Here is a 24603-nt window from a genome sequence, read left to right as displayed (position 1 = left end):
AAGACTTTTCCGATTGATATCGGAGGAATTTGAACCCTTTGGCGCCCTGCTCGGCCCCGCGCCCGTCCCTTTCGGAGACCGGACGCGGAATGTCGAGTACTGTATAAAAAAACAGTATGCTTGGCAAGCCCCTCCGGTACCGCAGCCGGTGGCCGGCGATGCCAGGCCATAAAAAGCTGGACAAGGGTGGAGACAACCATGCGGATTCTGATCGCCGAAGACGACGATGTACTGGCCGACGGCCTCACTCGCTCCCTGCGCCAGTCGGGCTATGCAGTGGATCATGTCGCCAATGGCGTGGAAGCCGATTCGGCGCTGTCCACGCAGACTTTCGACCTGCTGATCCTGGACCTGGGCCTGCCCCGCATGCCCGGCCTGGAGGTGCTCAAGCGGCTGCGCACGCGCGGCGCCATGCTGCCGGTGCTGATTCTGACGGCTGCCGATGGCGTGGACGAGCGCGTGAAGGGACTGGACCTCGGCGCCGACGACTACATGGCCAAGCCGTTCGCGCTGTCCGAACTGGAGGCGCGCGTGCGGGCGCTGGTGCGGCGCGGTGCCGGCGGCGGCGCCACGCTGATGCGTCATGGGCCGCTGGCTTTCGACCAGGTGGGCCGCATCGCCTATCTCAACGAGCAGATGCTGGACCTCTCCGCGCGCGAGATCGGCCTGCTGGAGATCCTGCTCACGCGTAGCGGGCGGCTGGTCTCGAAGGAGCAGCTCGTCGACCATCTCTGTGAATGGGGCGAGGAAGTCAGCAACAATGCCATCGAAGTCTACGTACACCGCCTGCGCAAGAAGATCGAGGTGGGTGGCATCCGCATCGCCACAGTACGCGGGCTGGGCTACTGCCTCGAAAAATTCCAGCCGGCGCTGGCCGCTCATGATTGACCTGGCTGACGCAGCGCGTATGAGGCATGCATGAGCCGTTTGAGTCTGCTGCGATTGCCGTGGCGACGCCAGGCCGCCGACGGCGCCACCCGCAAGCCCGAACCGGCCCACCCGACACTGGCGGATGCCGCCGCCGATGACGCGGCGCTGGCCGACGCTTTGCCTCACCTCGAGGAAACCTCCGCGCATCCCGCGCCGCGCTCGCTGTTCGGTGAGATCCTCGACTGGATGCTGGCACCGCTGCTGCTGCTCTGGCCGATGAGCATCGCGGTCACGTACCTTGTAGCCAAGTCCATCGCCAACGGGCCGTTCGACCGCGCGCTCGAAGCCAGTGCCATCGTGCTCTCGCAGCAGGTGCGCGAAGTGAATGGCCGCGTGACGCTGCAACTGCCGCTCTCGGCGCGCGAGATCCTGCGCGCAGACGAGACCGACAACATCTATTACCAGGTGGTGGGCCGGCGCGGTGAATACGTGGCCGGCGATCACGACCTGCCGCTGCCGCCCGAAGACGAACAGGGCCACGCTGGCCTGGTGTCGATGCGCGACGATCGCGTGGCAGGCAACGACGTGCGTGTGGCCTATACCTACGTCGATCTCAAGAACGTTGGCGGTCCGCAGCACGTGCTGATACAGGTGGCCGAAACGCTCGACAAGCGCGCACGGCTGGCCAATGAAATCATCAAGGGTGTGATCCTGCCGCAGTTCGTGATCCTGCCGCTTGCCGTGGTGCTGGTGTGGTTCGGCCTCTCGCGCGGACTCGCGCCGCTCACGGCGATCCAGCAGCGCATCCGCGCGCGCAATCCCGGTGACACAAGCCCCATCGATGAACGCGCCGCGCCTCAGGAAATCACACCACTGGTGGCATCGTTCAACGGACTGCTCGCGCAACTCGACCAGTCCGTGCAGACGCAGAAGCGTTTCATTGCCGATGCCGCGCACCAGATGAAGACGCCGCTCGCGGGGCTGCGCATGCAGGCCGAACTGGCGCAGCGCGAGCAGTCGCCCGAAGAGTTGCGGCGCTCGCTCGCGCAGATCGCCGGCAGTTCGGAACGCACGGCGCACCTCGTCACGCAGTTGCTGTCTCTCGCACGAATGGAGAACCTCGCTGGCGCCGGTGGCATGGTGCCGCTGGACCTGGCCGCACTCGCGCGCGACGTGGTGAAGGATTGGCTGCCGCAGGCATGGGCGCGCCGCATCGACCTAGGCCTGGAAGCCGACGAGCACGCGGTGCTCATCACCGGCAACCGGCTCATGCTGACCGAGATGCTGAACAACCTGCTCGACAACGCCATCCGCTACACGCCTGCCGGTGGCCACGCCACGGTACGCGTGACCACCGATGCGTTCGAGCCCTTCGCGTATCTCGATGTGGAAGACACCGGCCCTGGCATCGCGCCGGCCGAACGCGAACGCGTGATGGAGCGTTTCTACCGCGTGCTGGGCACCAATACCGAAGGCAGTGGCCTCGGACTGGCCATCGTGCGCGAGATCGTGCAGCAGCATGGCGGCGAGGTAACGATCGACGACCACGTGTATCAAACATCGCCACGGCTGGCCGGCACGCGGCTGCGCATCACGCTGCGCCGTACGCCGTCAGAGGAAGCGCTCGCATGAAAAAGCCACCGCGTGACAGGATGACGCCGCTCGAACGCAGGTCGTGGCGCCACAACGTGCGCTGGATCGTCGGTTTGCTGGCCGTATGGTTTGTCATGACGTTCGGCGTGAGCTGGTTCGCGCGCGAACTGCGCTTCGACTTCATGGGCTGGCCATTCTCGTACTGGATGGGCGCGCAGGGGGCACTGATCCTCTACGTGTTGATGGCCGCGCTCTACGCCTGGCGCATGAATCGGGCCGATGACGCATTGCATGAGCGTGAGCGCATCGAGGCAGAGGTCCGCGCGGCGTCAGTTGCATCGCCCTCGCCAGCGCCCGCCGTTCCTGACAAACCCCGCTCGGCGGATCTGCCCTCCGTGTAAGGGTTTTCGCGAACCGCCGCACGCCATGCTGCAGAGCAAGAGCGCGTTTGCGCGCGGTGCCATGCGGCACGCGCGGGAATCGCCCCGCATCGCAGCAAATTCGCCCGTTGCCGGTGGCTCGCGCCGAGTAGCGTATACCCCGACGCATTCCGCGGCGTTTGCAGAACTTCTGTCAGAACGCAGTAAGTTTCGCCTCCCACAATCGTTCCAGCTTTGGTGTATGGGCCGGCACGCGCATATGGCATGGCCCGGCACCAGGGACCATTTCGACGGAACGACGTCAAACGGAGGAGACAATAAATGGCAAACGCGCAAAACGTGGGGACGGTATCGTCCGCCAGCAATGCGCCGATGACGAAGGAAGAGAAAAAGGTCATTATGGCCTCTTCCCTCGGCACGGTTTTCGAGTGGTACGACTTTTACCTGTACGGTTCGCTGGCGGCCATCATCGCCAAGCAGTTCTTCGCGGGCCTGGACCCGACCTCGGCATTCATCTTCGCGCTGCTGGCATTCGCTGCGGGCTTCATCGTGCGACCGTTCGGCGCGCTGGTGTTCGGCCGCCTGGGTGACATGATCGGCCGCAAGTACACGTTCCTCGTCACGATCCTGATCATGGGCGTGTCGACGTTCGTCGTCGGCCTGCTGCCCGGCTATGCCACCATCGGCTGGGCGGCCCCGATCATCCTGATCCTGCTGCGCATGCTGCAGGGCCTGGCACTCGGCGGCGAGTACGGCGGCGCGGCTACCTACGTGGCCGAGCACGCTCCGCACGGCAAGCGCGGCGCCTACACCGCGTGGATCCAGACCACTGCGACGATGGGCCTGTTCCTGTCGCTGATCGTGATCCTGCTGTGCCGCGAACTGACGGGTCCGGCATTCGAAGTCTGGGGCTGGCGCATTCCGTTCCTGCTCTCGATCCTGCTGCTGGCCGTGTCGGTGTACATCCGCCTGTCCATGAGCGAATCGCCGGCCTTCCAGAAGATGAAGGCTGAGGGCAAGACCTCGAAGGCACCGCTGACCGAAGCCTTCGGCCAATGGCGTAACCTGAAGATCGTGATCCTGGCGCTGGTGGGCCTGACCGCCGGCCAGGCCGTGGTCTGGTACACGGGCCAGTTCTACGCGCTGTTCTTCCTGACCCAGGTGCTCAAGGTAGATGCCAAGACGGCCAACCTGCTGATTGCCGGCGCCCTGGTGATCGGCACGCCGTTCTTCATCTTCTTCGGCTCCCTGTCGGACAAGATCGGCCGCAAGTGGATCATCATGCTCGGTTGCGCACTGGCCGTGTGCACGTACTTCCCGCTGTTCAAGGCGCTGACGCACTACGCCAACCCGGCACTGGAACGCGCCCAGCAGTCGGCACAGATCGTGGTGACGGCAGACCCGAAGACCTGCTCGTTCCAGGGTAGCCCGATTGCCCGCGAGATCGACTTCCGCAGCTCGTGCGACATCGTCAAGCGTACGCTTGCCCAGGCATCGGCCAGCTACGAGGTGGTGGAAGCACCGGCCGGCACGGTGGCCTCGGTCAAGATCGGCGACAAGGAAATCAAGTCCTTCGACGCCAACGTGGCCGGTGGCGCGTTCGACGACGCCAGCAAGAAGCAGATCGCGGAGTTCAAGAAGGCGGTTGGCAGCGAGATGACCTCGCACGGCTACCCGACCAAGGCGGACCCCGCGCAGATGAACACGATCATGGTGCTGGTGATCCTGGTCATCCTGGTGATCTACGTGACCATGGTCTACGGACCTATCGCGGCCATGCTGGTGGAAATGTTCCCCACCCGTATCCGCTACTCGTCGATGTCCCTGCCGTACCACATCGGTAACGGCTGGTTCGGCGGCCTGCTCCCCACCATCTCCTTCGCGCTGGTGGCGCAGAACGGCAACATCTACTACGGCCTCTGGTACCCGATCGTCATCGCGGCCATCACCTTCGTGGTCGGCGCGCTGTTCGTCCGCGAGACCAAGGACGTGGATATCTACGCCAACGACTGACGGCTGGTAGTAGACGCAGAAGATTTATCGGAGGGACCGGTAACCCTCGCTCAGGATGGCTGGCCAACCAGGCCAGCCGCTCCTTCCAGGCAGACCTTCGGGTCTGCCATTTTTTTGGGCAGCTTTCCGGCCACCTGCCGAAGCTTGCAGAAAGTTGTCATGAAGGTGTTGACAGGTGCCAATCCAACGGTATAATTGCGGTCTTCGTTGGCGAATTAGCTCAGCCGGTTAGAGCGACGGAATCATAATCCGCAGGTCCGGGGTTCGAATCCCTGATTCGCCACCATCTATTAGAAAAGCCGCAGTCCTTCACGGGATTGCGGCTTTTTGCTTTGGGGGTGCGGGCTTTGGGATGCCGGCGAACGACCCGCCAACTGTCGCGCCACCCCTTTGCCTCACGTCGTTGAGCGCTAGGCCACCAGACCCATCAGCGCTCCCAGCTTCAAACTCTTCCCCGCCAGTTCACGCTGCTCCGCCAGCACGCCTTGCAAAATCTCCCGCGTGGTATCCGGATTCGCCAGCACTACGCGGAACACGGCGATGGCGCGACCGCCCCATTGAGACGAGGTCAGTTGTGTGCGGGACACGAAGGAGTGCCCGGCCTCGCGCTGCATTTCCTGGATGTCGATGGTCAGCGCATCCAGCGCCTGCTGGATCTGCTCGCGCTTATCCGCCGGTGTCGTGGCCGAGGCCAGCGCGGCGCGCGCGGCTTCCGGCACGTAGCGGTAGGTCAGCAGGCAAAGCTGGGGCCGACTGTCGAGTTCGAAGTCGGGTTGCTGTTCGATCAGCGAGGCAAAGAATTTCGCGTTGTCGATGCCCGTTTCGATCAGCTTTGCCAGACCCTTGCGGCCCAGCAGGTGCAGGTTGGCATAGAGCATCACCGCTGCGGCGCCCCGGGACCCCTCCAGCGTATGGCGGCCCAAGTCGACCGATCCCTTCCGGACGATGTAGTTGGCGTGCTGGATGATGTCTTGCGTCCATGCGGGATCGCGGAACAGCACCATGCCGACACCCATCGGCACATAGAACTGCTTGTGGGCGTCGATGACGACGGAGTCCGCGCGCTCGATGCCGGCGAAGCGGCCCCGCTCGCGCGTGGAAAGCAGCGTGGCGCCACCCCATGCAGCATCCACATGAAAGTGGCAGCCGAACTCCTGCGCGACATCGGCCATGGCGTCGAGCGGATCGACGGCACCGGTTTCGGTCGAGCCGGCGATGCCGACGATCGCCATCGCACGGATATTGCGCTGACCAAGATCCCGCAGCGTCTCGCGAAGCAGGTCGATGCGCATGCGGCCATCGGCATCGACGCCAACGGGGATGAGGTTGTCGCGCCCGATGCCGAGAACGTCGGCCGCTTTCCGCAGCGAGTAGTGACCGCGCTCCGAAACCACGATCGCCAGCCCATCATAGCCATAGTGGCGCAGTGCCGCGGCCAGCCCTGCGCTGTGCACACCTGCAAACCCGTCGCGGGCGCGCAGCGTGTTGTTGCGGCTGGCCCAGAGCGCGGCGAGGTTCGCGGTGGTGCCGCCCGCGCAGAAAGCGCCCAGCGAGTGCTCGGCATCGTGCAGCCACCGCGCGTAGAAGTCGTCGCCCCTCCCGAAGACAAGGTTGTGCAGCATGCCAACAACCTGTCGCTCCAGCCCGGTCAGCGCGCCCGAGGTTTCGAGTTTCACCACGTTCTGGTTCAGCGCCGCCACGATCTTTGCCAGCGATGGCATAAATGACGGCAGGGAGGACGTCATATGGCCGATAAACGTCGGCGACGCCACGGGCATCACGTGCCGGAACACGTCGTGGAGCAGATGGTCTGCGTGAACCTGCGGCGCGGTGGGTTCCTCGGGCAACGCCACCGAAGCAAACTGCGCCTCGCGCGTAGTGCAGGCATCCACCGGATCGAAATCTTCGCCAGCGAAGAAATCCGCAGGATGCTCGGCAATCCGGCGTTCCAGATCTTCGAACGCGCCACGGTCCGCATCGAACCAGTGCAGCGGGCAATCGTCATCCGCGCCAATCACCTTGTCCGCGCGTGCCTCGTGCTCTGCCGTTCCACGAACGTCGTGGGAAGTCTCCGCCTTCATTTGCATCACCCAGTCATTCCATGCCGCTACGAGGGCGGCACTGATTTGACTGGGGATTATGCCGGATTGGTCAACCGGCGGGCCATCCTGCGGCAGCAATGGCCCGTCATGGTCCCGATGTCGTCCCGGACGGCCCCGCTCAGAACGCCAACTGATGCCGTCGCGAGAACTCCGCCAGATCGATCAGCGAATTGAACCCGAGCTTGGTCATGATGCTTGTCTTGTGCGAGCTGACCGTCTTGTTGCTGATGCCGAGCGCGTCCGAGATGGCCTTGTTGGAATGTCCGACCGCGAGGAATCGCAGTACCGTCAGCTCGCGGCGGCTCAGCAGCGCGCGCGGGTCGGCGGGGTTGATGGCGGCGCGGCGGATCGTCGGCAGCGACGACAGCGGGAACGACGCGTAGCCACTCATCACGGCGCGCACGGTGTCACCAAGGTTCTCCAGTCCGCCACCCTTGTCGACATAACCATGCGCGCCGCTCAGCAATGCGCGTTCCGCAGCCTGCTGTAGTGCGGAGAGCACCAGCACGCGCGTGAGCGGATAGTTGGCCACAACTTCCTCCAGCACGGCGTCGCCGGGCAGGTCCGCCATCTGGAGATCCAGCATGACGAAATCCGCCGCACGGGCGCGAAGCGTGTCCAGCGCCTCGATGCCACCGCTGGCAAAGCGAACCTCGTCGAAGCCTTCACCTTGCAGTACCGCCTGAGCGTTGCGGCGGATGGCGGGATGGGTGTCGATAACTAGAGCATTGGGCATTGCAGTTCTCCGTGAACGAACAAGCCACAGCATAGTTTTTCCGAGGGCGCGCCGGATAAGGAAACGTCTCGAATTCGTGTGGGAAAGGTCCGAGTATTTCTGCGGAAATTTCCGTCTTTGCGGAATTGTGTCGTCGAGTTCCGCATCGCCGAATTTGGGCGGGGCGCGGAGCAACCACATCGCCATCACCATGACAATCGTGAAATCCTTAAAAATTCCGATAGGATTTGATCTAAGTTACGGTGTAAGCACCCTGTACGTGCCATGCTGGTTCCAGCGGCGCCCCCAGCGCCAGTCTTTTCCCAACCAAGGAGATTGCGCCATGTCCCAGATCGTACTTGCCACCGACGGCTCCCCGTTCAGCGATGCCGCCGCGAGATTCATTGTCGACGGCAAGCTGCTGCAGCCTGGCTTTACCGTCCACGTTGTTCACGTGACGCCGGATGTCACGGGGGGAGTCCGTGCATTCGTCAACAAGGAGACGATCGATGCATGGCACAACGAGGAGAGTGGCAAGGCCATGGCCTCGGTCTGCGCGATTTTCGAAAGTGCCGGTGTACCGTTCGAGCGCCATGCGCTGCATGGCTTCGCACCCGAGAAGATCATGGGCCTCGCCAAATCCGTTGGCGCCGACGCCATTGTGATGGGCACGCATGGACGCGGATCGTTCTTCGACGCCGTACTGGGGTCGGTGGCGGGTCGCGTGCTGGCGCTGGCGCCATGCCCGGTGATCATGGTGAAGGCGGAGAAGTCCGCCCGCTGAAGAAGTGGCTTACGCCGTCGCCCAGAGCGGCGGCTCGTCCATCAGCGCGATCTGTTCGCGCAATTCCAGGATGCGATCCTGCCAGTAGCGCGCGGTGCCGAACCACGGAAACGCCGCCGGGAACGCGGGATCGCGCCAGCGGCTGGCCAGCCACGCACTGTAGTGCAGCAGCCGCAGCGTGCGCAGGGCCTCGACGAGCCATAGTTCGCGCGTATCGAATTCCGCGAAGTCCTCGTAGCCAGCCACGATATCGGCCAACTGGTCCTGCATGGCGGCACGGTCGCCCTCCAGAAGCATCCAGAGATCCTGCACTGCGGGGCCCATCCGGCTGTCGTCGAAATCCACGAAATGCGGACCCGGCGTACCGCGGCCGCGCGCATCCTCTTCATCGATCCAGAGCACGTTGCCGCGATGGCAGTCGCCATGCAGACGCAGCAGGCGTACATCGCCGGCCCGGTCGTAGCAACGGCGCACGGCATCCAGCGCGAGGTCGACGGCTGCGCGCCAGGGCGCGAGCAGTTCGGCAGGAATACACTCGTGGGAGAGCAGGTAGTCGCGCGGCGCGATGCCGAACGATTCGATGTCGAGCGTGGGACGCGCCTGATACGGCGTGGCCGCGCCCATGGCATGGATGCGGCCAATGAAGCGGCCCAGCCATTCGCGCGTCTCGCGACGCTCAAGCGCTGGCTCGCGGCCGCCGCAGCGTGGAAACACCGCGAAGCGGAAACCCTCGTGCGTCAGCAGCGTGGTGGGCAATCCGGCGCCCTGGCTGGCGCGCAGCGCCGGCACGGCGGGAATCTCCGTATCGGCCAGTTGCTGCACGAACGCGTGTTCTTCGACAATCGCCGCGTCGCTCCATCGGCCGGGCCGATAGAACTTGGCGATGATCGGCGAGGCATCCTCGATACCGACCTGCCAGACGCGGTTCTCGTAACTGTTCAGCGCAAGCAGGCGGCCATCCGGAAAGTACCCCGCCGATTCCAGCGCATCGAGGATGCACTCCGGCGTGAGTCCCGCATACGGGACATCGTCATCGGACTGGGGCGCTTCCGGTGTCTGCATGGCGGCAGATCAGGGGGCCGGCTTGCGATTGCCGCCGAGCAGCGCAGCTTGCGGTGCCGGACGACGGTTACGGACCGGTGCCGCGCCCGCCGCATCCTGCGCAGGGCGCGGCGGCTGCGGACGGGCTTGTTGCGGACGCGGTGCGGCGGGCTTGCCGTTTGCGGCACCGCGGGCGGCGCCGTTGCCATTGCCATTGCCATTGCGGGCGCCGGTCTGATTGCCACCCTGATTGCCGCCTTGATTCCCACCACGCGGCGCATTGCCGTTGCGACCTTCGCCACGAGCGGGCTGGGCCGCCTGACCAGCGGCGCCGCCCTGCGCGGGACGCGCCTGACGCGGGGCGTCCTGGCGCTGACCCTGCGGACGCGGGCGACGTTCGCCGCCACCGTTGCCGCCGCCATTGGCCGAGGCGCCACGCGGTGCGCCGCGCCCTTGTCCACCACCGCCGCCACCACGTTGCTGGCGACCCTTCTGGATCGGCTCGGCAGCGATGCTCGGGTCCACTTCGAAGCCCGGCAGTACCACTTGCTCGATCTGGCGCTTGATCAGCCGCTCGATATCGCGCAGCAGCCCGTGCTCATCCACACAGACCAGCGAAATCGCCTCGCCTTCTGCACCCGCGCGGCCCGTACGGCCGATACGGTGCACGTAGTCTTCCGGCACGTTCGGCAGATCGAAGTTGACCACGTGAGGCAGTTGATCGATATCGATGCCGCGTGCCGCGATGTCGGTCGCCACCAGCAGGCGCAGTGTGCCGGCCTTGAACTCGGTCAGCGCACGCGTGCGCGCGGACTGGCTTTTGTTGCCGTGGATGGCCAGCGCGGACAGTCCGTCCTTCGTCAGTTGTTCCGCCAGGCGGTTGGCGCCGTGCTTGGTACGCGTGAAGACCAGTACCTGGTGCCAGTCGTGCCGGCTCACCAGATGCGCCAGCAGCTCGCGCTTGCGATCGCGATCCACCGGGAAGACGCGCTGCGCCACGGTCTCCGCCGTGGTGTTGCGGCGTGCCACCTCGATCGAGGCAGGGTTGTTCAGCAGGCGGTCGGCCAGTGCGCGGATATCGTCGGAGAACGTGGCCGAGAACAGCAGGTTCTGCCGCTTCGGCGGCAGCACGTTCAGCACCTTGCGGATGTCGTGGATGAAGCCCATGTCGAGCATGCGGTCGGCTTCGTCCAGCACCAGCAGTTCCACATGGCTCAGGTCGATGGTCTTTTGCGAGACGTGGTCCAGCAGGCGACCCGGCGTGGCCACGACGATATCGACGCCGCGCTTGAGCGCTTCGATCTGCGGATTGATGCCGACGCCGCCGAACATCACCATGGAGCGCAGCTTCACGTACTTGCCGTAGTTGCGCACGCTTTCTTCCACCTGCGCGGCCAGTTCACGCGTGGGGGTCAGCACCAGGGCACGCACCACGGGCCGGCCAGTGCGCGGTGCCGGGTTTTTGGCTGCGGATTCGGACAGCAGTTGCAGCATCGGCAGCGTGAAGCCCGCGGTCTTGCCGGTGCCGGTCTGGGCGCCGGCGAGGAGATCGCCTCCTTTGAGAATCGCGGGAATGGCTTGCGCCTGAATAGGGGTCGGCGTGGTGTAGCCCTGTTCGGCCACGGCACGCACCAGCTTGTCGGACAAGCCGAGTTCGGAAAAAGACATGAAAGGACGCTTCGGCCACCCGTCGCGCATGAGAAGTGCGCCAATCGTGGGGTGGCTCGGGTAGAAAACCGTACCTGAGGGTCAGGGCCGGCGGGATGGGTCGATTGCCCCCGGTTCCCGGGCTAGGAAAGGCCCGTAGTGTACCAGTGTGTGGAAACGGCTGCGCCGAAGTCTGGACGCCAGAAGGGCTGCGTTATCATTGCGGCCACCCGGCCCCCGCGGGCCGAAGCCCCCTCTTTCTGCCATGCGGTTCCGATTTCTCGAAGACCAGGAAGTCACGCTGTTCGCGGCCATCCCGGTAGGTCTGCTGGCCGGCGTGGTCACCACGCTGTTCAAGGACGCCCTCGAAGCCAGCGGACTCGTCATGTTCGGCCACGACGCCGATATCGTGTTGATCTTCGCCGGGCTGGCGCTGGCCTGGCGCGTGGTGATTCCCACGCTGGGCGGTGCCGTGGCGGGCGCCCTGCTCGTCCTGGCACAACGCGCCGCCCGCACCGAACCCCTGCCGAGCGAGTACATGGAAGCCGTGGCGCGCGGCACCGGGCGGCTGCCCATCAAGATCACGCTGCTGCGCGCGTTGTCATCGTTCTGCTCGATTGTCTCCGGCAGTTCGGTCGGCAAGGAGGGGGCGATGATTCAGTTGGCCGCGCTGACCGGCTCGGTCTTTCCGTCGGCACGCGCCGATCAAGCCACCGGCGACAGCAATATGCGCCGCATGCTGACCGCCTGCGGCGCCGCTGCCGGGCTGGCCACTGCGTACCACACGCCACTTTCCGCCGCAGTCTTCGTGGCCGAGGTGGTGTTCGGGGCACTGGCGGTGCAGCGACTGATGCCGCTGTTCCTCGCTTCGGTAGCCGGCACCATGGTCAGCCAGTGGCGCGGCGGGCTGGAGCCGCTCTATACCGGACTGCATTTCGCACCCGACATCCTGCAACCGCACCTGCTGCTGGCCGCAGCCGGCATCGGTCTCGTCGCCGGGGTGTCCGGCGCGGTCTTCATGCGCGCCAACACACTCGCCCGCAATACTTTCCGGCATGTGCCGGGCGGCCCCATCGCAAGGCTGGCGCTCGGCGGCCTGCTGGTCGGGCTGCTCGCCATGGTAGTGCCCGAAGTTGTCGGCAACGGCTACTACACGATCCGCACCATCCTGCACAACGAGCCGCTCTCGGTGGCCGTCTGGGCGGTGCTGCTGGCCAAGCTGCTGGCCACGGTCATCAGCATGGGCTCCGGCGCCGTGGGCGGTGTGTTCACTCCGTCGATGTTCGTGGGCGCTGCGCTGGGCCAGATGCTCGCGATGCTGATTCCGGGCGGCACGGCCACGCCGGTGCTGCCGCTGGTCGGCATGACGGCCTTCCTGGCGGCAACAAGCCAGGCGCCGCTGATGTCGATCCTGATGGTATTCGAGATGACGCTGGCGCCCACACTGCTGCTGCCGCTGATGATCGGCGCAGTGGCGGCTTACTACACGGCGTCGCGCTGCCAGAGCCTGTCGCTCTACAGCGTGGTGGTGGAACGCGCCCAGGCAACGGCCGCCGTGGAGCGCGCTCGCGGGCTGCGGCTCGACGGGCTCTGCGACCCCACCGATACCGTGATCGACCCCGGCGCCACGCTGGCGCAGGCCGCCGACAAGTTCGCCGAAACCGGCACCCGCTATCTCTATCTGGTGGATGCCCTCGGCGCGCTGCGCGGCGCGATCTCGATCCACGCCGTGCAGCGCGCGCAACGCGACGGCGTGGCGGAAGACAGTGCCTCGCTACTGGCACTGGGCGAACCCGATTTTCCGAGCCTGACTCCTGACTCCCGCCTGCGCGATGCCTTGGCGATCTTCTCCGACCACGGCATCAATCGGATTCCGCTGATACGTGATGCGGTCAGCCGCGAACTGCTGGGCACGGTGTCGAAGCAGCGCGTGCTGCAGGAAGCGTCCTGCCTGTTCTGACCACCCCGATTGCCACCCCATCCGATGTACGGAATCCGCCACACCCGCGTGGCAGCCGCGCCTCGCTCAGGCGCACGCAAGCGGGTAGAATCGCGGGTTACCCAGCCTGCGCGATGGCCTGAAGCGTGAGGGCGTCCGACGCCGGCGGTATTCCTATAACGATTGCCGTAGTTTTTTGTCGGGAGTTTTCATGAACAAGCTGTTTGCACGACTGTCGGGTCCTGCGTGCGCCATGGCGCTGCTGCTGTCTCTGAGCCCCGCTGGCGCGCAGGAAACCGTGTCGACGACCACCGCGCCGGTGACCACCAACTCGGTGTCCGATCTGGCCGCCGCCGGCCTCAACACCATGCCCGGCACGCCAATACGCGTGATTCCTCCGGAGGCCGGCATGGCGCGCATGGAACTGTCGCCGCCGTCGGCCACGGAGCCGCGCCGGGCCAAGCTCGACGGCAAGGTCGTGAATGTCGCTCCTGGGGTACGGATCTTCAGCACGGAAACACTGCTGGTGAATCCCGCGGCGCTCGCTGGCAAGAAGCTCAGCGTGCGCTACAAGCTCGACCTCTACGGCCAGTTGCTCACGGCCTGGGTCATGACCGATGCGGAAGTGAAGGCCTGGAAGGCCGCTCACTGACCGTTTTTTTGAATTTGCTTCAACCTGTTGCGCCCCGATGCCCCCAGGTATAACACTGAGACCGGCACCCATGAAGAAGGTATTTGTCAAAACGTACGGCTGCCAGATGAACGAGTACGACTCGGACAAGATGGTGGACGTACTGAACGCCACGCAGGGCATGGAACCCACGAACAACGTCGAAGACGCCGACGTGATCCTGTTCAATACCTGCTCCATCCGTGAAAAGGCCCAGGAGAAAGTCTTCTCCGAACTGGGCCGCATGAAGGCGCTGAAAGCCGCCAAGCCCGGCCTGGTGATCGGCGTTGGTGGCTGCGTGGCCAGCCAGGAAGGCGCGGCCATTGTTTCGCGCGCACCGTATGTCGATGTGGTCTTCGGCCCGCAGACACTGCACCGGCTGCCCGACCTGATCAACCGTCGTCAGCAGACCGGCCTGTCGCAGGTCGATATCTCCTTCCCCGAGATCGAGAAGTTCGATTTCCTGCCGCCCGCGCGCGTCGAAGGCCCGAGCGCGTTCGTCTCGATCATGGAAGGCTGTTCGAAATATTGCAGCTACTGCGTGGTGCCTTACACGCGCGGCGAGGAAGTGTCGCGCCCGTTCGAGGACGTGCTGGCCGAAGTGGCTGGCCTGGCCGACCAGGGCGTGCGCGAAGTGACGCTGCTGGGCCAGAACGTCAACGCCTATCGCGGCGTGATGGGTGGCACGACTGAAATCGCAGATTTCGCGCTGCTGATCGAATATGTGGCCGAGATCCCCGGCATCGAGCGCATCCGCTTCACCACCAGCCATCCGAAGGAATTCACGTCGCGCCTCGTGGAACTCTACGAGCGTTGCGACAAGCTGGTGAACCATCTGCACCTACCCGTGCAGCATGCTTCGGACCGCGTGCTGATGGCGATGAAGCGCGGCTACAGCGTGCTGGAGTACAAGAGCATCATCCGCCGTCTGCGCACGATCCGGCCGCAGATGTCGATGTCGTCGGACTTCATCGTCGGCTTTCCCGGCGAGACCGATGCCGACTTCGAGAAGCTGATGGCAATGGTCGAGGAGATCGGCTACGACACCTCGTTCTCGTTCATCTTCAGCGCGCGTCCCGGCACGCCGGCCGCCAACTTGCAGGACGACACGCCACACGAGGTGAAGCTGCGCCGCCTGCAACGCCTGCAGGCCACCATCGAGGAAAACGTGGTGCGCATCAGCCATGGCATGCTTGGCAGCGTCCAGCGCATTCTGGTGGAAGGTCCGTCGCGCAAGGACCCCACCGAACTGCACGGCCGCACGGAAAACAATCGCGTGGTCAACTTCGCGCTGCCCGGTGTGCCGCAGGCCCAGCGCGACCGCATGATCGGCCAGATGGTCGACGTGAACATCACGCAGGCATTCCCGCACTCGCTTCGCGGCGAAGTGGTCGTGCGCCAGTAAGTAAGCCCACCGCGCCCATTCAGGATTCCATGAAAGTTCCGACCGCTGAATTCGTCGCCCCCAGGGACGACAACACGCGCCTGCAGAACCTGTGCGGACCGCTCGACGAGAACCTGCGCCAGATCGAGCAGGCCCTCGACGTGACCATCCAGCGCCGCGGCCACCGCATGACCGTGCGCGGCGAACGCGCGCAGGATGCGGCGCTGGCACTGGAGCGCTTCTACAACAATACAAAGGTGGAGCTGTCGGTGGACGACATCCAGCTCGGCCTCGTGGAAGCCCGCCAGATCGCGGCGCACGGTGCCTACCTGCCGGGCAACGGCGAAGGGTCCTCGGCCAGTGCCGATGACGAATCGCCGGTGCTGCAGACGCGACGCACCGGTCTGCAGGGCCGCACGGCGATGCAGCGCGAATACCTTCGCAGCATCCTGTCGCACGACCTGTCGCTCGGCATCGGGCCGGCGGGCACGGGCAAGACCTACCTGGCCGTGGCCTGCGCCGTCGATGCGCTGGAACGCGACGCGGTCAAGCGCATCGTACTGACGCGCCCCGCCGTGGAAGCGGGTGAACGTCTGGGCTTCCTGCCCGGCGACCTGGCACAGAAGGTGGACCCGTACCTGCGCCCGCTCTACGACGCGCTGTACGACCTGCTGGGTTTCGATCGCACGCAAAAGATGTTCGAGCGCCAGATGATCGAGATTGCGCCGCTTGCCTATATGCGCGGCCGCACGCTGAACCATGCGTTCATCATCCTCGACGAAGCCCAGAACACCACGCCGGAACAGATGAAGATGTTCCTGACGCGGATCGGCTTTGGTTCCAAAGCCGTGATCACCGGCGACACCACGCAGATCGACCTCCCGCGCGGCCAGAAGAGCGGCCTCGTGGAAGCGCAGCACGTGTTGCGCGATGTGCGCGGAGTGTCGTGCACCCGCTTTACCAGCATCGACGTGGTGCGCCATCCCCTGGTGGCGCGCATCGTCGAGGCTTATGACGAATATCACGCCCAGCACAAGGACGCCTGATCTTGACCAAGAAGTCCCCCAACACCCAGACCTCGAACAAGAAATCCGCCAGCCTGGTGCTGTTCGACGCCGAGGGCCGCGCGCGCAAGGCATCCGCCCATGCGCTGCGCGTCCAGCTGGCCGATGGCCGCAGCCTGACGCTGGATCTGTCGCAAGCCGAGGACGGCGTGGTGGCACTGCTCGCCGAACACACCGACCCGCATCAACAGGCTGGCCTGCTGGTTCGCCCGGACAACAGCGACGCGCTGTCGGTGGCCGTCACCGCCACGCCGATCGTGACCACCACGGGCACGCCGGCCACGCCGCCGGAAGTCGATCTCGACGTACAGCACGGACAGGCCACGGCCAAGCGCGCGGGAATGCCGAGCCGCCGCCAGATCGAAAAGTGGGTGAAATCCGCCCTGTATGAAGACGCCACGCTGACCGTGCGCTTCGTCGACGAGGAAGAAGGCCGCACGCTGAACCGCACCTATCGCGGCAAGGATTACGCCACCAACGTCCTGACCTTCGCCTATGCGGAGACCGCCGACGATCCGGTGAGCGGCGATATCGTGCTGTGCTGCCCCGTGGTGGAAGCCGAGGCCCGCGAACAGAACAAGCCGCTGGAAGCCCACTACGCACACCTGATCGTCCACGGCGTGCTGCACGCCCAGGGCTACGAGCACGACGACGACACCGACGCCGAAGAGATGGAAGCGATTGAAACGGAGACGCTGCAGGCGCTGGGGTACAGCGATCCTTATCAGCCGGTGCGGGAGATCTAAGGCGCTGACCTGCTCAGTGTTTGCTCCCCTCTCCCGCCGGGCGGGAGAGGGGCAGGGGGAGAGGCCCCGCGGTTCAAATTGCTGCAGGTCGGCAAGCAGAGCCTCCTACCCTCTCCCCCAACCCCTCTCCCACTTTGTGGGAGAGGGGAGCGTTCTCCCCGGAAGAGCCTCATACGTCACCGTCATCCCCCCGTCACGGGGCTGCAAGCCTTTTAGTGTATGCTTCAAGCGATCTCCACCACGCGCTAGCCGCGACATGAACGACCCCTATCCCAGTTCGAAATCTGCCAACTTCAAGCAGACGGATCGCCCTAGATCCCTTCTCGAACGCCTCTCCGATTTCATTTCCCCCGAGCCAGACACCCGCGCCGAATTGCTCGAAGTGTTGCAGGATGCCCACGAGCGCAACCTGATCGACGCCGATTCGCTTTCGATGATCGAAGGGGTGTTCCAGGTCTCCGAATTGACCGCACGCGACATCATGGTGCCCCGCTCCCAGATGGATGCGGTCAACGTCGCCGATGCCCCAGAAGCGTTCATTCCCTACATGCAGCAGACGGCGCACTCGCGCTTTCCGGTGTACGAAGGGAATCGCGACAACGTCATCGGCATCCTGCTGGCCAAGGATCTGCTGCGCTACTACACGGATGACACGTTCGACCTGCGCGAGGCGCTGCGCCCCGCCGTGTTCATTCCCGAGTCGAAGCGGCTGAACATCCTGCTGCGCGAGTTCCGCATCAACCGCAATCACATCGCGATCGTGGTCGACGAGTACGGCGGCGTGGCGGGCCTAGTCACCATCGAGGACGTGCTGGAACAGATCGTGGGCGATATCGAGGATGAGTTCGACCTCGACGAGGACCTGGACAAGATCCTGCCAACCGCCGACGGCGCTTGGCGCGTGCATGGCCTCACCGAGATCGAACAGTTCAATGAAGCGTTTGGCACGGCTTTCCCGGACGACGACGTCGATACCGTGGGCGGACTGCTGACGAACCACGTCGGCCATGTGCCGCATCGCGGCGAAGTCATCACATTGCCACCGATCCGCTTCGAGGTCCTGCGGGCCGATGCCCGTCAGGTCCACCTGCTCCAGGTACGGCGCGAGACGCCTGCCGAAGTCGACGGCATGGCTGAGGCATGAAGCGGTTCGGCACGCCCGATGCCGTGGGTACCCGTCGCACCGAGCCAGCCAGCGGCGGCGCCAGCGCGTCGCCCTCCCACTCCCCGCACACCCGGGAAGCCTTGCAAGCCACCTCCCGTAGCAGTCAGTGGTTTCGTCTCCTGATCGCCGCCGTCCTGGGCGTGGCGAATACGCAAGCCTTCGCCCCGCATGACTGGTGGTGGCTGCAACTGCTGGCGCTATCCGGCCTGTTTGCCCTGATCGCAGGCGCACCGCGTCCGCGCGCAGCGGCGGCTACGGCCTACGCGTTCGGCTTGGGCTGGTTCCTGTCCGGTATCTGGTGGCTCTATATCAGCATGCACGTCTACGGCGAGATGCCGGCCTGGATGGCCGCATTTGCCGTGGTGCTGTTCGCTGGTTATTTGTCGATCTGGCCGGCGCTGGCGGCCGGGGTCTGGCACTGGCTCACGCAACGCAATCGTCACGGCATGCTAGCTGCGCTGGCATTTGGCGCCGCCTGGGCGCTGTCCGAATGGTTGCGCGGCGTGGTGTTCACAGGATTCCCGTGGCTCGGCAGCGGCTATCCGCATACGAATGGTCCGCTAGCAGGCTTCGCCCCGCTGTTTGGCGTCTACGGCATCACATTCCTTGCCGCGAGCCTCGCGGCCCTGCTCGCTACAGGTGTTCGGGCCTGGCTGAGGCGCAGCGAAGCTGGTGGGGTGAAGACCGTCGGTTGGTCGGCTGGTGTGATCGCAGCAACGCTGGTGAGTGGCATCGGCCTGGCGGGCATCGCCTACACCACGCCGATCGGCAAGCCACTCTCGGTACGGCTGCTGCAGGGCAACGTGGCGCAGGACATCAAGTTCGAACCCGCCGGCATCCAGCGCTCGCTGGAACTCTATCGCGACCTGATCACGGCAGCGCCGGCAGACCTTGTGGTGACGCCCGAGACCGCGTTCCCGATCATCCTCCAGGAACTGCCGATGGACATCGCCCAGGCGGTGCGCGGCTATATGGAAAAGACGGGCACCACGGTCGTGTTCGGTGCGGCCGGCGCAGATTCGCCCGTAGATTTTACAAACAGCGTATTTGCCATCGGGCCGGAACAGGAACAGCTCTATCGCTACAACAAGCACCATCTGGTGCCCTTCGGCGAGTTCATCCCGTTTGGCTTCCACTGGTTCGTGGACATGATGAAGATGCCGCTCGGAGATTTCCGACGCGGCACGCTCGACCAACCGGCCGTACCAGTGCGGGGCATCCACGTGGCGCCGAACATCTGCTACGAGGATCTGTTCGGCGAGGAAATCGCCGAGACGCTCAGGAACCAGCCCACGCCCGCCAACCTGCTGGCCAACGTGACTAACCTGGCCTGGTTCGGCGACACCATCGCGCTGGACCAGCATCTGCAGATCTCGCGCATGCGTGCGCTGGAAATGCGCCGCCCGATGCTGCGCGCCACCAATACGGGAATGACGGCCGTAGTCCGGCCGGACGGCAGCGTCCAGGCGGCCCTGCCGACTTTCGAGGTCGGTACGCTGGCGGCGGAAGTCCAGGGCATGCAGGGGCTGACGCCCTATATCCGCTGGGGCAACGTACCAGTGCTGGCCGGTTGCGTACTCGTGCTGGGCCTGGCCTTCCGCGCACGGCGTGCGCGGCGGCCGGCCTGAGGCATCCTCCGCGGACCCTCGGCTGTTTTGCTGCTTAGCTGGCCAGCGACGTTGCCATCGAGACCGCTGCGGCGGCCACCATCACGACGATGGCGACAACATAAGGCTTGCGAGAAAGAAGCGACATGACCAATCCCCAAAAATAGTTCTTCGTTCATCCCGAACCGTTTTCTTGCACCGGACATTGCCGGCCAGAATCACCCCACATGGCGGTTCGGCTTGCAGCCGTTTGATTTGCATGCGTCGGCTGCGTAATTCCACTGTATACAAAAACGGTATCGGCACCTATGGGACGATTCTGAATCCCGGATCGGGATTTACCCGAGCCGTTGCGCAATGCCGACAATGCTCTCCATGCACGATCCGTGCCCTGCCTCACGGTTTTCCTCTCTGTTCGGGACGGGACCGGGTCAAAAACCCGATAGAATTCGGGGTTTGGCAAACCCGTCCCGAGCCGTATTCGGAACTTGCCCGCCAGCTTCTTTTTTGTCTCCCTATGCTGACCTTCCAACAAATGATTCTGACCCTGCAGGCCTATTGGGACCGGCAGGGTTGCGCATTGCTGCAACCGATCGATCTGGAGGTCGGCGCCGGCACGTCGCACGTGCACACCTTCCTGCGCGCCATTGGCCCGGAACCGTGGCGCGCGGCCTATGTGCAGCCGTCGCGCCGTCCCAAGGACGGCCGCTACGGTGAGAATCCGAACCGGCTACAGCACTATTACCAGTATCAGGTAGTGCTCAAGCCTGCACCCGAGAACATCCTCGACCTGTACCTCGGCTCGCTGGAAGCCTTGGGGCTGGACCTCAAGCAGAACGACATCCGCTTTGTCGAAGACGACTGGGAGAATCCGACGCTCGGCGCCTGGGGCCTGGGCTGGGAAGTCTGGCTCAACGGCATGGAAGTGACCCAGTTCACGTACTTCCAGCAAGTGGGTGGCATCGACTGCAAGCCAATCACCGGCGAGATCACCTACGGTATCGAGCGTCTGGCCATGTACCTGCAGAAGGTCGAGAACGTCTACGACCTGGTCTGGACCGAGTGGGAAGAAAACGGCGAGACGCGCCGCCTGACCTACGGCGACGTGTACCACCAGAACGAGGTGGAGCAGTCCACCTACAACTTCGAGCACAGCAATACCGAAATCCTGTTCCGCCACTTCGCCGAGCACGAGGGCGAAGCCAAACGCCTGATGGGCGATACGGGCGAGAAGAACGAGGACGGCACGCCGAAGACCACCGACACGCGCCTGGCCCTGCCGGCCTACGAACAGGTACTCAAGGCCGCGCACACGTTCAACCTGCTGGATGCACGCGGCGCGATCTCTGTGACGGAGCGCGCAGCCTATATCGGCCGCATCCGCAACCTGTCGCGCTCGGTGGCGCAGGCTTACTACGATTCGCGCGAGGCCCTGGGCTTCCCGATGTGCGGCAACGGGGTTCGCGCATGAAGGCCCGCATGCGCGGCATGATCGCTGTCGCCGCGTTTGCCCTGCCCGTCTCCCTGCCGGCCGTCGTGCCGCTGGGTGGCAGCGCACTGGCGTCCGCTCGCACCACGGCGGCGCCGTCGCCTCAGGCGCTGTACCTGCCGGCCGACCTCGCCGCCATCTGCGAGGCCGACACGCAGACGCTGCAGCAGGCCATCGCGCGGCACTGGCGCCCGGCGCTGTCGTCGATCGACCAGTGGACGCAGCTCGTGCGCTCGTTCTCGTGCGACCTGTCGGGCTCGAAAGACCTGGGCTGGCACCGCGTGCCGCTGCGCGCCTATGAAAGCGCGATCCGTTATCCGCTGCAGTGGGTGTCGTGGGAAGAGAGCAATGGCCGCTCGCGCCGCACTGTGCGCACCTACTACTCGGCGGCGCAGTTGCCGCAGAAGATTGATTTCTGGGTGGGCGGGCGCATCGACGAGATCCGCTACGACCGTCGCGCGAACCGCATCGACGCACGCTTTCCGGCTGCCGGCACCCGCGGCGCCTCCGGCGTGGCCGCGCAGTGCGCCTACACCACGCTGCAATTCCGCCAGCAGAACGGCCTGTGGCTGCTGTCTGGCGTAGAACCGAACAACGCGCCGCGCTGCTGAGCGCGCGTCGCCCATACTTGCTGGAAACGCATTCATGTCGCAACCCATGACCGATTCGCTGCTGATCGAACTGTTCACCGAGGAACTGCCGCCCAAGGCCCTGTCGCGCCTGGGCGAGACCTTCGCACAGGGACTGGCCGATGGCCTCCGCGCACGCGACCTGCTCGACGAAGGCGCCGCCGTGACGACTTTCGCCACGCCGCGCCGCCTGGCCGCACTGGTGACCGGCGTGCGACGCACCGCACCGGACCGCGAACAGCGCGAGAAGGTATTGCCGCTGACCGTGGCGCTCGACGCAAACGGTGCGCCGACCGCCCCGCTCGCCAAGAAGCTGGCTGCACTCGCCAAGTCCATCGGCGTGGCCGAGATCGACTGGCAGACGCTGGAGCGCGCCTCCGATGGCAAGGCCGATGCGTTCTTCCATCGCTACACCGCAAAGGGTGTGTCGCTGGCCGAGGGCCTGCAAGCTGCGCTCGACGATGCGTTGGGCAAGCTGCCAATCCCCAAGCTGATGAGCTACCAGCGGCCGGACGGCACCACGGTGCATTTCGTGCGTCCGGCACACAGCCTGATCGCACTGCACGGTGCGGAGATCGTGCCCGTGTCCGTGCTCGGCCTGCAGGCCAGCAACATCACCCAGGGCCATCGCTTCCTGTCGCAAGGCACGATCGAGATTCCGCACGCCGCCGAGTACGCGGGCCTGCTGGAATCGCGTGGCCGCGTAGTGGCAAGCTATGCGGACCGGCGCGAACGCATCCGCATGGCGCTGCTCAAGGAAGCCGACGCTGATCAGGTGGTCATGCCCGATGCGCTGCTCGACGAGGTGAATTCGCTGGTCGAATGGCCGGTGGTCTACGCCTGCCACTTCGAGGAAGCTTTCCTGGCCGTGCCGCAGGAGTGCCTGATCCTGACGATGCAAACCAACCAGAAGTACTTTGCGCTGACCGATGCTGCCGGCCACTTGCGCAATCGCTTCCTGATCGTCTCGAACCTGGCGACCGACACCCCGCAATCGATCATCACCGGCAACGAGCGCGTGGTCCGTCCCCGGCTGGCCGATGCCAAGTTCTTCTTCGATCAGGATCGCAAGAAGACGCTGGCATCGCGCGTGCCGCTGCTCGGCAACGTGGTCTATCACAACAAGATCGGCACTCAGCTGGACCGCGTGCAGCGGCTGCAGCAGATCGCCGGTCACATCGCCGATGCGATGAACGCCGCTGGCGCCCCGACCGACAAGGCTTCCGCCATGCGCGGTGCCGAGCTGGCCAAGGCCGACCTGCTGACCGACATGGTCGGCGAGTTCCCCGAACTGCAGGGCACCATGGGCACGTACTACGCGCGCCATGACGACGAAGCCGACGACGTGGCGCTGGCCTGCTCCGAACATTACCGTCCGCGCTTTGCCGGCGACGCACTGCCCCAAGGCAACGTCAGCACGGCCGTGGCGCTGGCCGACAAGCTCGAAACGCTGGTGGGCATCTGGGGCATCGGCCTGCAGCCGACGGGCGAGAAGGACCCGTTCGCGCTGCGCCGCCACGCGCTGGGCATCCTGCGCATGCTGATCGAGAAACCGCTGGCGGTGTCGATCGACGCGCTGCTGTCGCTGACCGCCCAGTCGTTTGCCGGCATCCCGGCCGTGAAGCCGTCGGGCGACGCCATTGCGGACTTCCTCTACGACCGCGTGCGTGGCTACCTGAAGGACAAGGGCTACACCACGAACGAGGTGGAAGCCGTGGTCAGCCTGCGGCCGCAGACGCTGCACGACGTGCTGGCCCGCATGGAAGCCGTGCGCACCTTTGCCGCACTGCCTGAAGCCGAAGCGCTGGCCGCCGCCAACAAGCGCATCACGAACATCCTGAAGAAGACCGACGAGGCCATCGGCAGCGTCGATACGGCCCTGTTCCAGGAAGCCGCCGAAGGTGCGCTGCATGACGCCATCGAGCGCGTGCGTCCGGGCGTGGAAGCCGCCTTCGCGGGCGGCGATTTCACCGCTGCGTTGCGCGACCTGGCCCAACTGCGCGATGCCGTGGACCGCTTCTTCAACGACGTCATGGTGATGGCCGAGGATCCGAAGCTGCGTGCCAACCGCCTGGCGCTGCTGGCCACGCTGCATGGCCTGGCCAACCGCGTGGCGGACATTTCGAAGCTCGCGGCGTAAGCGGACGAGGAGCGCGACATGCCACAGTCCCATCCGAAGTTCGTGATCCTCGACCGCGACGGCGTGGTCAATCTCGACAGCGACCAGTTCATCAAGACGCCCGATGAATGGGTGCCGATCGAGGGCAGCCTCGAGGCGATTGCCGCGCTGAACCAGGCGGGCTATCGCGTGGTGATTGCGAGCAACCAGTCGGGCATCGGCCGCGGCCTGTTCGAGATGAGCGCGCTCAATGCCATGCACGAAAAGATGTACAAGGCACTGGCCAGCCTCGGTGGCCGTGTCGAGGCCATTTTCTTCTGCCCGCACACCGCCGCCGACAACTGCGATTGCCGCAAGCCCAAATCCGGGCTGTACGAGCAGATCGGCGAGCGGTTCGGTATCGAACTGCGCAATGTGCCGACCGTCGGCGATTCGCTGCGCGACCTCGAAGCCGGCGTCTCGGTAGGCTGCGTGCCGCACCTGGTGCGCACCGGCAAGGGCCTGCGCACGCTGGACAAGGGCGGCCTGCCCGCCGCCACCCGCGTGCATGACGACCTGGCCGCGTTCGCGCGCTGGCTCGTCACGGAAGGCTCCCACAAGGTTGCCGCGCCTGCGCCGCAGCCTGCCCCCTGAATTTCCGGTTCCC

20 protein-coding genes and 1 tRNA gene are annotated in these 24603 nt (G+C 65.0%); 17 read left to right on the top strand and 4 right to left on the bottom strand.

The window, feature by feature from the left end:
• The first annotated feature begins 198 nt into the window (after positions 1-198).
• The 5 genes from ABDB81_RS04370 (at position 199) to ABDB81_RS04350 (ending at position 5142) form a co-directional block, all read left to right on the top strand.
• Positions 199-888 (top strand): response regulator transcription factor, encoded by a 690-nt coding sequence (locus tag ABDB81_RS04370; protein WP_137924979.1) that lies wholly within the window; start codon positions 199-201, stop codon positions 886-888.
• A 39-nt stretch (positions 889-927) separates the two neighbouring features.
• Positions 928-2502 (top strand): sensor histidine kinase, encoded by a 1575-nt coding sequence (locus ABDB81_RS04365; protein ID WP_137925015.1) that lies wholly within the window; start codon positions 928-930, stop codon positions 2500-2502.
• Positions 2499-2864: a DUF4212 domain-containing protein gene (locus tag ABDB81_RS04360; protein ID WP_137924978.1), complete on the top strand. Its 366-nt coding sequence runs from the start codon at positions 2499-2501 to the stop codon at positions 2862-2864. Before ABDB81_RS04365 ends, ABDB81_RS04360 begins: the two co-directional genes overlap by 4 nt.
• Positions 2865-3164: 300 nt before the next feature.
• Positions 3165-4856 carry an MFS transporter gene (locus ABDB81_RS04355; protein ID WP_137924977.1) on the top strand — a complete coding sequence of 564 codons (1692 nt, stop codon included), beginning with the start codon at positions 3165-3167 and terminating at the stop codon, positions 4854-4856.
• Between the two features lie 209 nt (positions 4857-5065).
• A tRNA-Met gene (locus ABDB81_RS04350) sits at positions 5066-5142 on the top strand.
• Between the two features lie 124 nt (positions 5143-5266).
• On the opposite strand, the gene panP is transcribed toward ABDB81_RS04350, so the two are convergent.
• Complete coding sequence (gene panP / locus ABDB81_RS04345; protein ID WP_346809912.1) at positions 5267-6937, bottom strand: pyridoxal-dependent aspartate 1-decarboxylase PanP; 1671 nt, start codon at positions 6935-6937, stop codon at positions 5267-5269.
• 139 nt (positions 6938-7076) lie between these two features.
• Positions 7077-7694, bottom strand: a complete 618-nt coding sequence (locus tag ABDB81_RS04340; RefSeq protein ID WP_137924975.1) for a response regulator transcription factor — start codon at positions 7692-7694, stop codon at positions 7077-7079.
• Between the two features lie 322 nt (positions 7695-8016).
• Here ABDB81_RS04340 and ABDB81_RS04335 point away from each other — a divergent pair, with 322 nt between their 5' ends.
• Positions 8017-8457 (top strand): universal stress protein, encoded by a 441-nt coding sequence (locus ABDB81_RS04335; protein ID WP_137924974.1) that lies wholly within the window; start codon positions 8017-8019, stop codon positions 8455-8457.
• 9 nt (positions 8458-8466) lie between these two features.
• Here the strand turns inward: ABDB81_RS04335 and ABDB81_RS04330 are convergent, their stop codons facing one another.
• Both ABDB81_RS04330 and ABDB81_RS04325 read right to left on the bottom strand, forming a co-directional pair.
• Positions 8467-9519, bottom strand: a complete 1053-nt coding sequence (locus ABDB81_RS04330) for a serine/threonine protein kinase (protein ID WP_346809910.1) — start codon at positions 9517-9519, stop codon at positions 8467-8469.
• A 9-nt stretch (positions 9520-9528) separates the two neighbouring features.
• A complete protein-coding gene (locus tag ABDB81_RS04325; protein WP_346809908.1) occupies positions 9529-11166 on the bottom strand; it encodes a DEAD/DEAH box helicase in 1638 nt (545 codons plus the stop codon).
• A gap of 244 nt (positions 11167-11410) precedes the next feature.
• Between ABDB81_RS04325 and ABDB81_RS04320 the strand changes: the two genes are divergently transcribed.
• From ABDB81_RS04320 to gmhB, 11 genes are all read left to right on the top strand, one after another.
• Positions 11411-13105, top strand: coding sequence for a ClcB-like voltage-gated chloride channel protein (locus ABDB81_RS04320; RefSeq protein WP_137924971.1), 1695 nt, complete (start codon positions 11411-11413; stop codon positions 13103-13105).
• 190 nt (positions 13106-13295) lie between these two features.
• On the top strand, positions 13296-13736 hold the full coding sequence (locus ABDB81_RS04315; protein ID WP_160471487.1) for a hypothetical protein: 441 nt from the start codon (positions 13296-13298) through the stop codon (positions 13734-13736).
• Positions 13737-13806: 70 nt separating this feature from the next.
• Positions 13807-15159 carry a tRNA (N6-isopentenyl adenosine(37)-C2)-methylthiotransferase MiaB gene (gene miaB, locus ABDB81_RS04310; protein ID WP_137924969.1) on the top strand — a complete coding sequence of 451 codons (1353 nt, stop codon included), beginning with the start codon at positions 13807-13809 and terminating at the stop codon, positions 15157-15159.
• A 29-nt stretch (positions 15160-15188) separates the two neighbouring features.
• Positions 15189-16184, top strand: a complete 996-nt coding sequence (locus ABDB81_RS04305; RefSeq protein WP_137924968.1) for a PhoH family protein — start codon at positions 15189-15191, stop codon at positions 16182-16184.
• A gap of 2 nt (positions 16185-16186) precedes the next feature.
• Positions 16187-16948: an rRNA maturation RNase YbeY gene (ybeY, locus tag ABDB81_RS04300; RefSeq protein WP_137924967.1), complete on the top strand. Its 762-nt coding sequence runs from the start codon at positions 16187-16189 to the stop codon at positions 16946-16948.
• A gap of 256 nt (positions 16949-17204) precedes the next feature.
• The gene (locus ABDB81_RS04295; protein ID WP_137924966.1) at positions 17205-18092 is read left to right on the top strand and encodes a transporter associated domain-containing protein; all 888 of its coding nucleotides are present in this window, start codon (positions 17205-17207) and stop codon (positions 18090-18092) included.
• Positions 18089-19741, top strand: a complete 1653-nt coding sequence (gene lnt, locus ABDB81_RS04290; protein ID WP_346809905.1) for an apolipoprotein N-acyltransferase — start codon at positions 18089-18091, stop codon at positions 19739-19741. Before ABDB81_RS04295 ends, lnt begins: the two co-directional genes overlap by 4 nt.
• A gap of 496 nt (positions 19742-20237) precedes the next feature.
• A complete protein-coding gene (glyQ, locus tag ABDB81_RS04285; protein ID WP_160471482.1) occupies positions 20238-21191 on the top strand; it encodes a glycine--tRNA ligase subunit alpha in 954 nt (317 codons plus the stop codon).
• Positions 21188-21820, top strand: coding sequence for a hypothetical protein (locus ABDB81_RS04280; RefSeq protein ID WP_160471480.1), 633 nt, complete (start codon positions 21188-21190; stop codon positions 21818-21820). Before glyQ ends, ABDB81_RS04280 begins: the two co-directional genes overlap by 4 nt.
• A gap of 34 nt (positions 21821-21854) precedes the next feature.
• Positions 21855-23978, top strand: a complete 2124-nt coding sequence (gene glyS / locus ABDB81_RS04275) for a glycine--tRNA ligase subunit beta (protein ID WP_346809903.1) — start codon at positions 21855-21857, stop codon at positions 23976-23978.
• An 18-nt stretch (positions 23979-23996) separates the two neighbouring features.
• Positions 23997-24590, top strand: a complete 594-nt coding sequence (gmhB, locus tag ABDB81_RS04270; RefSeq protein WP_346809902.1) for a D-glycero-beta-D-manno-heptose 1,7-bisphosphate 7-phosphatase — start codon at positions 23997-23999, stop codon at positions 24588-24590.
• Positions 24591-24603: the final 13 nt, after the last annotated feature.

Origin of the sequence: Cupriavidus sp. DL-D2, assembly GCF_039710735.1 — a bacterium.
Taxonomy (GTDB): domain Bacteria; phylum Pseudomonadota; class Gammaproteobacteria; order Burkholderiales; family Burkholderiaceae; genus Cupriavidus.
The sequence above is the reverse complement of the archived record's forward strand: the minus strand, read 5'-3'. Positions and strand labels throughout refer to the sequence as shown.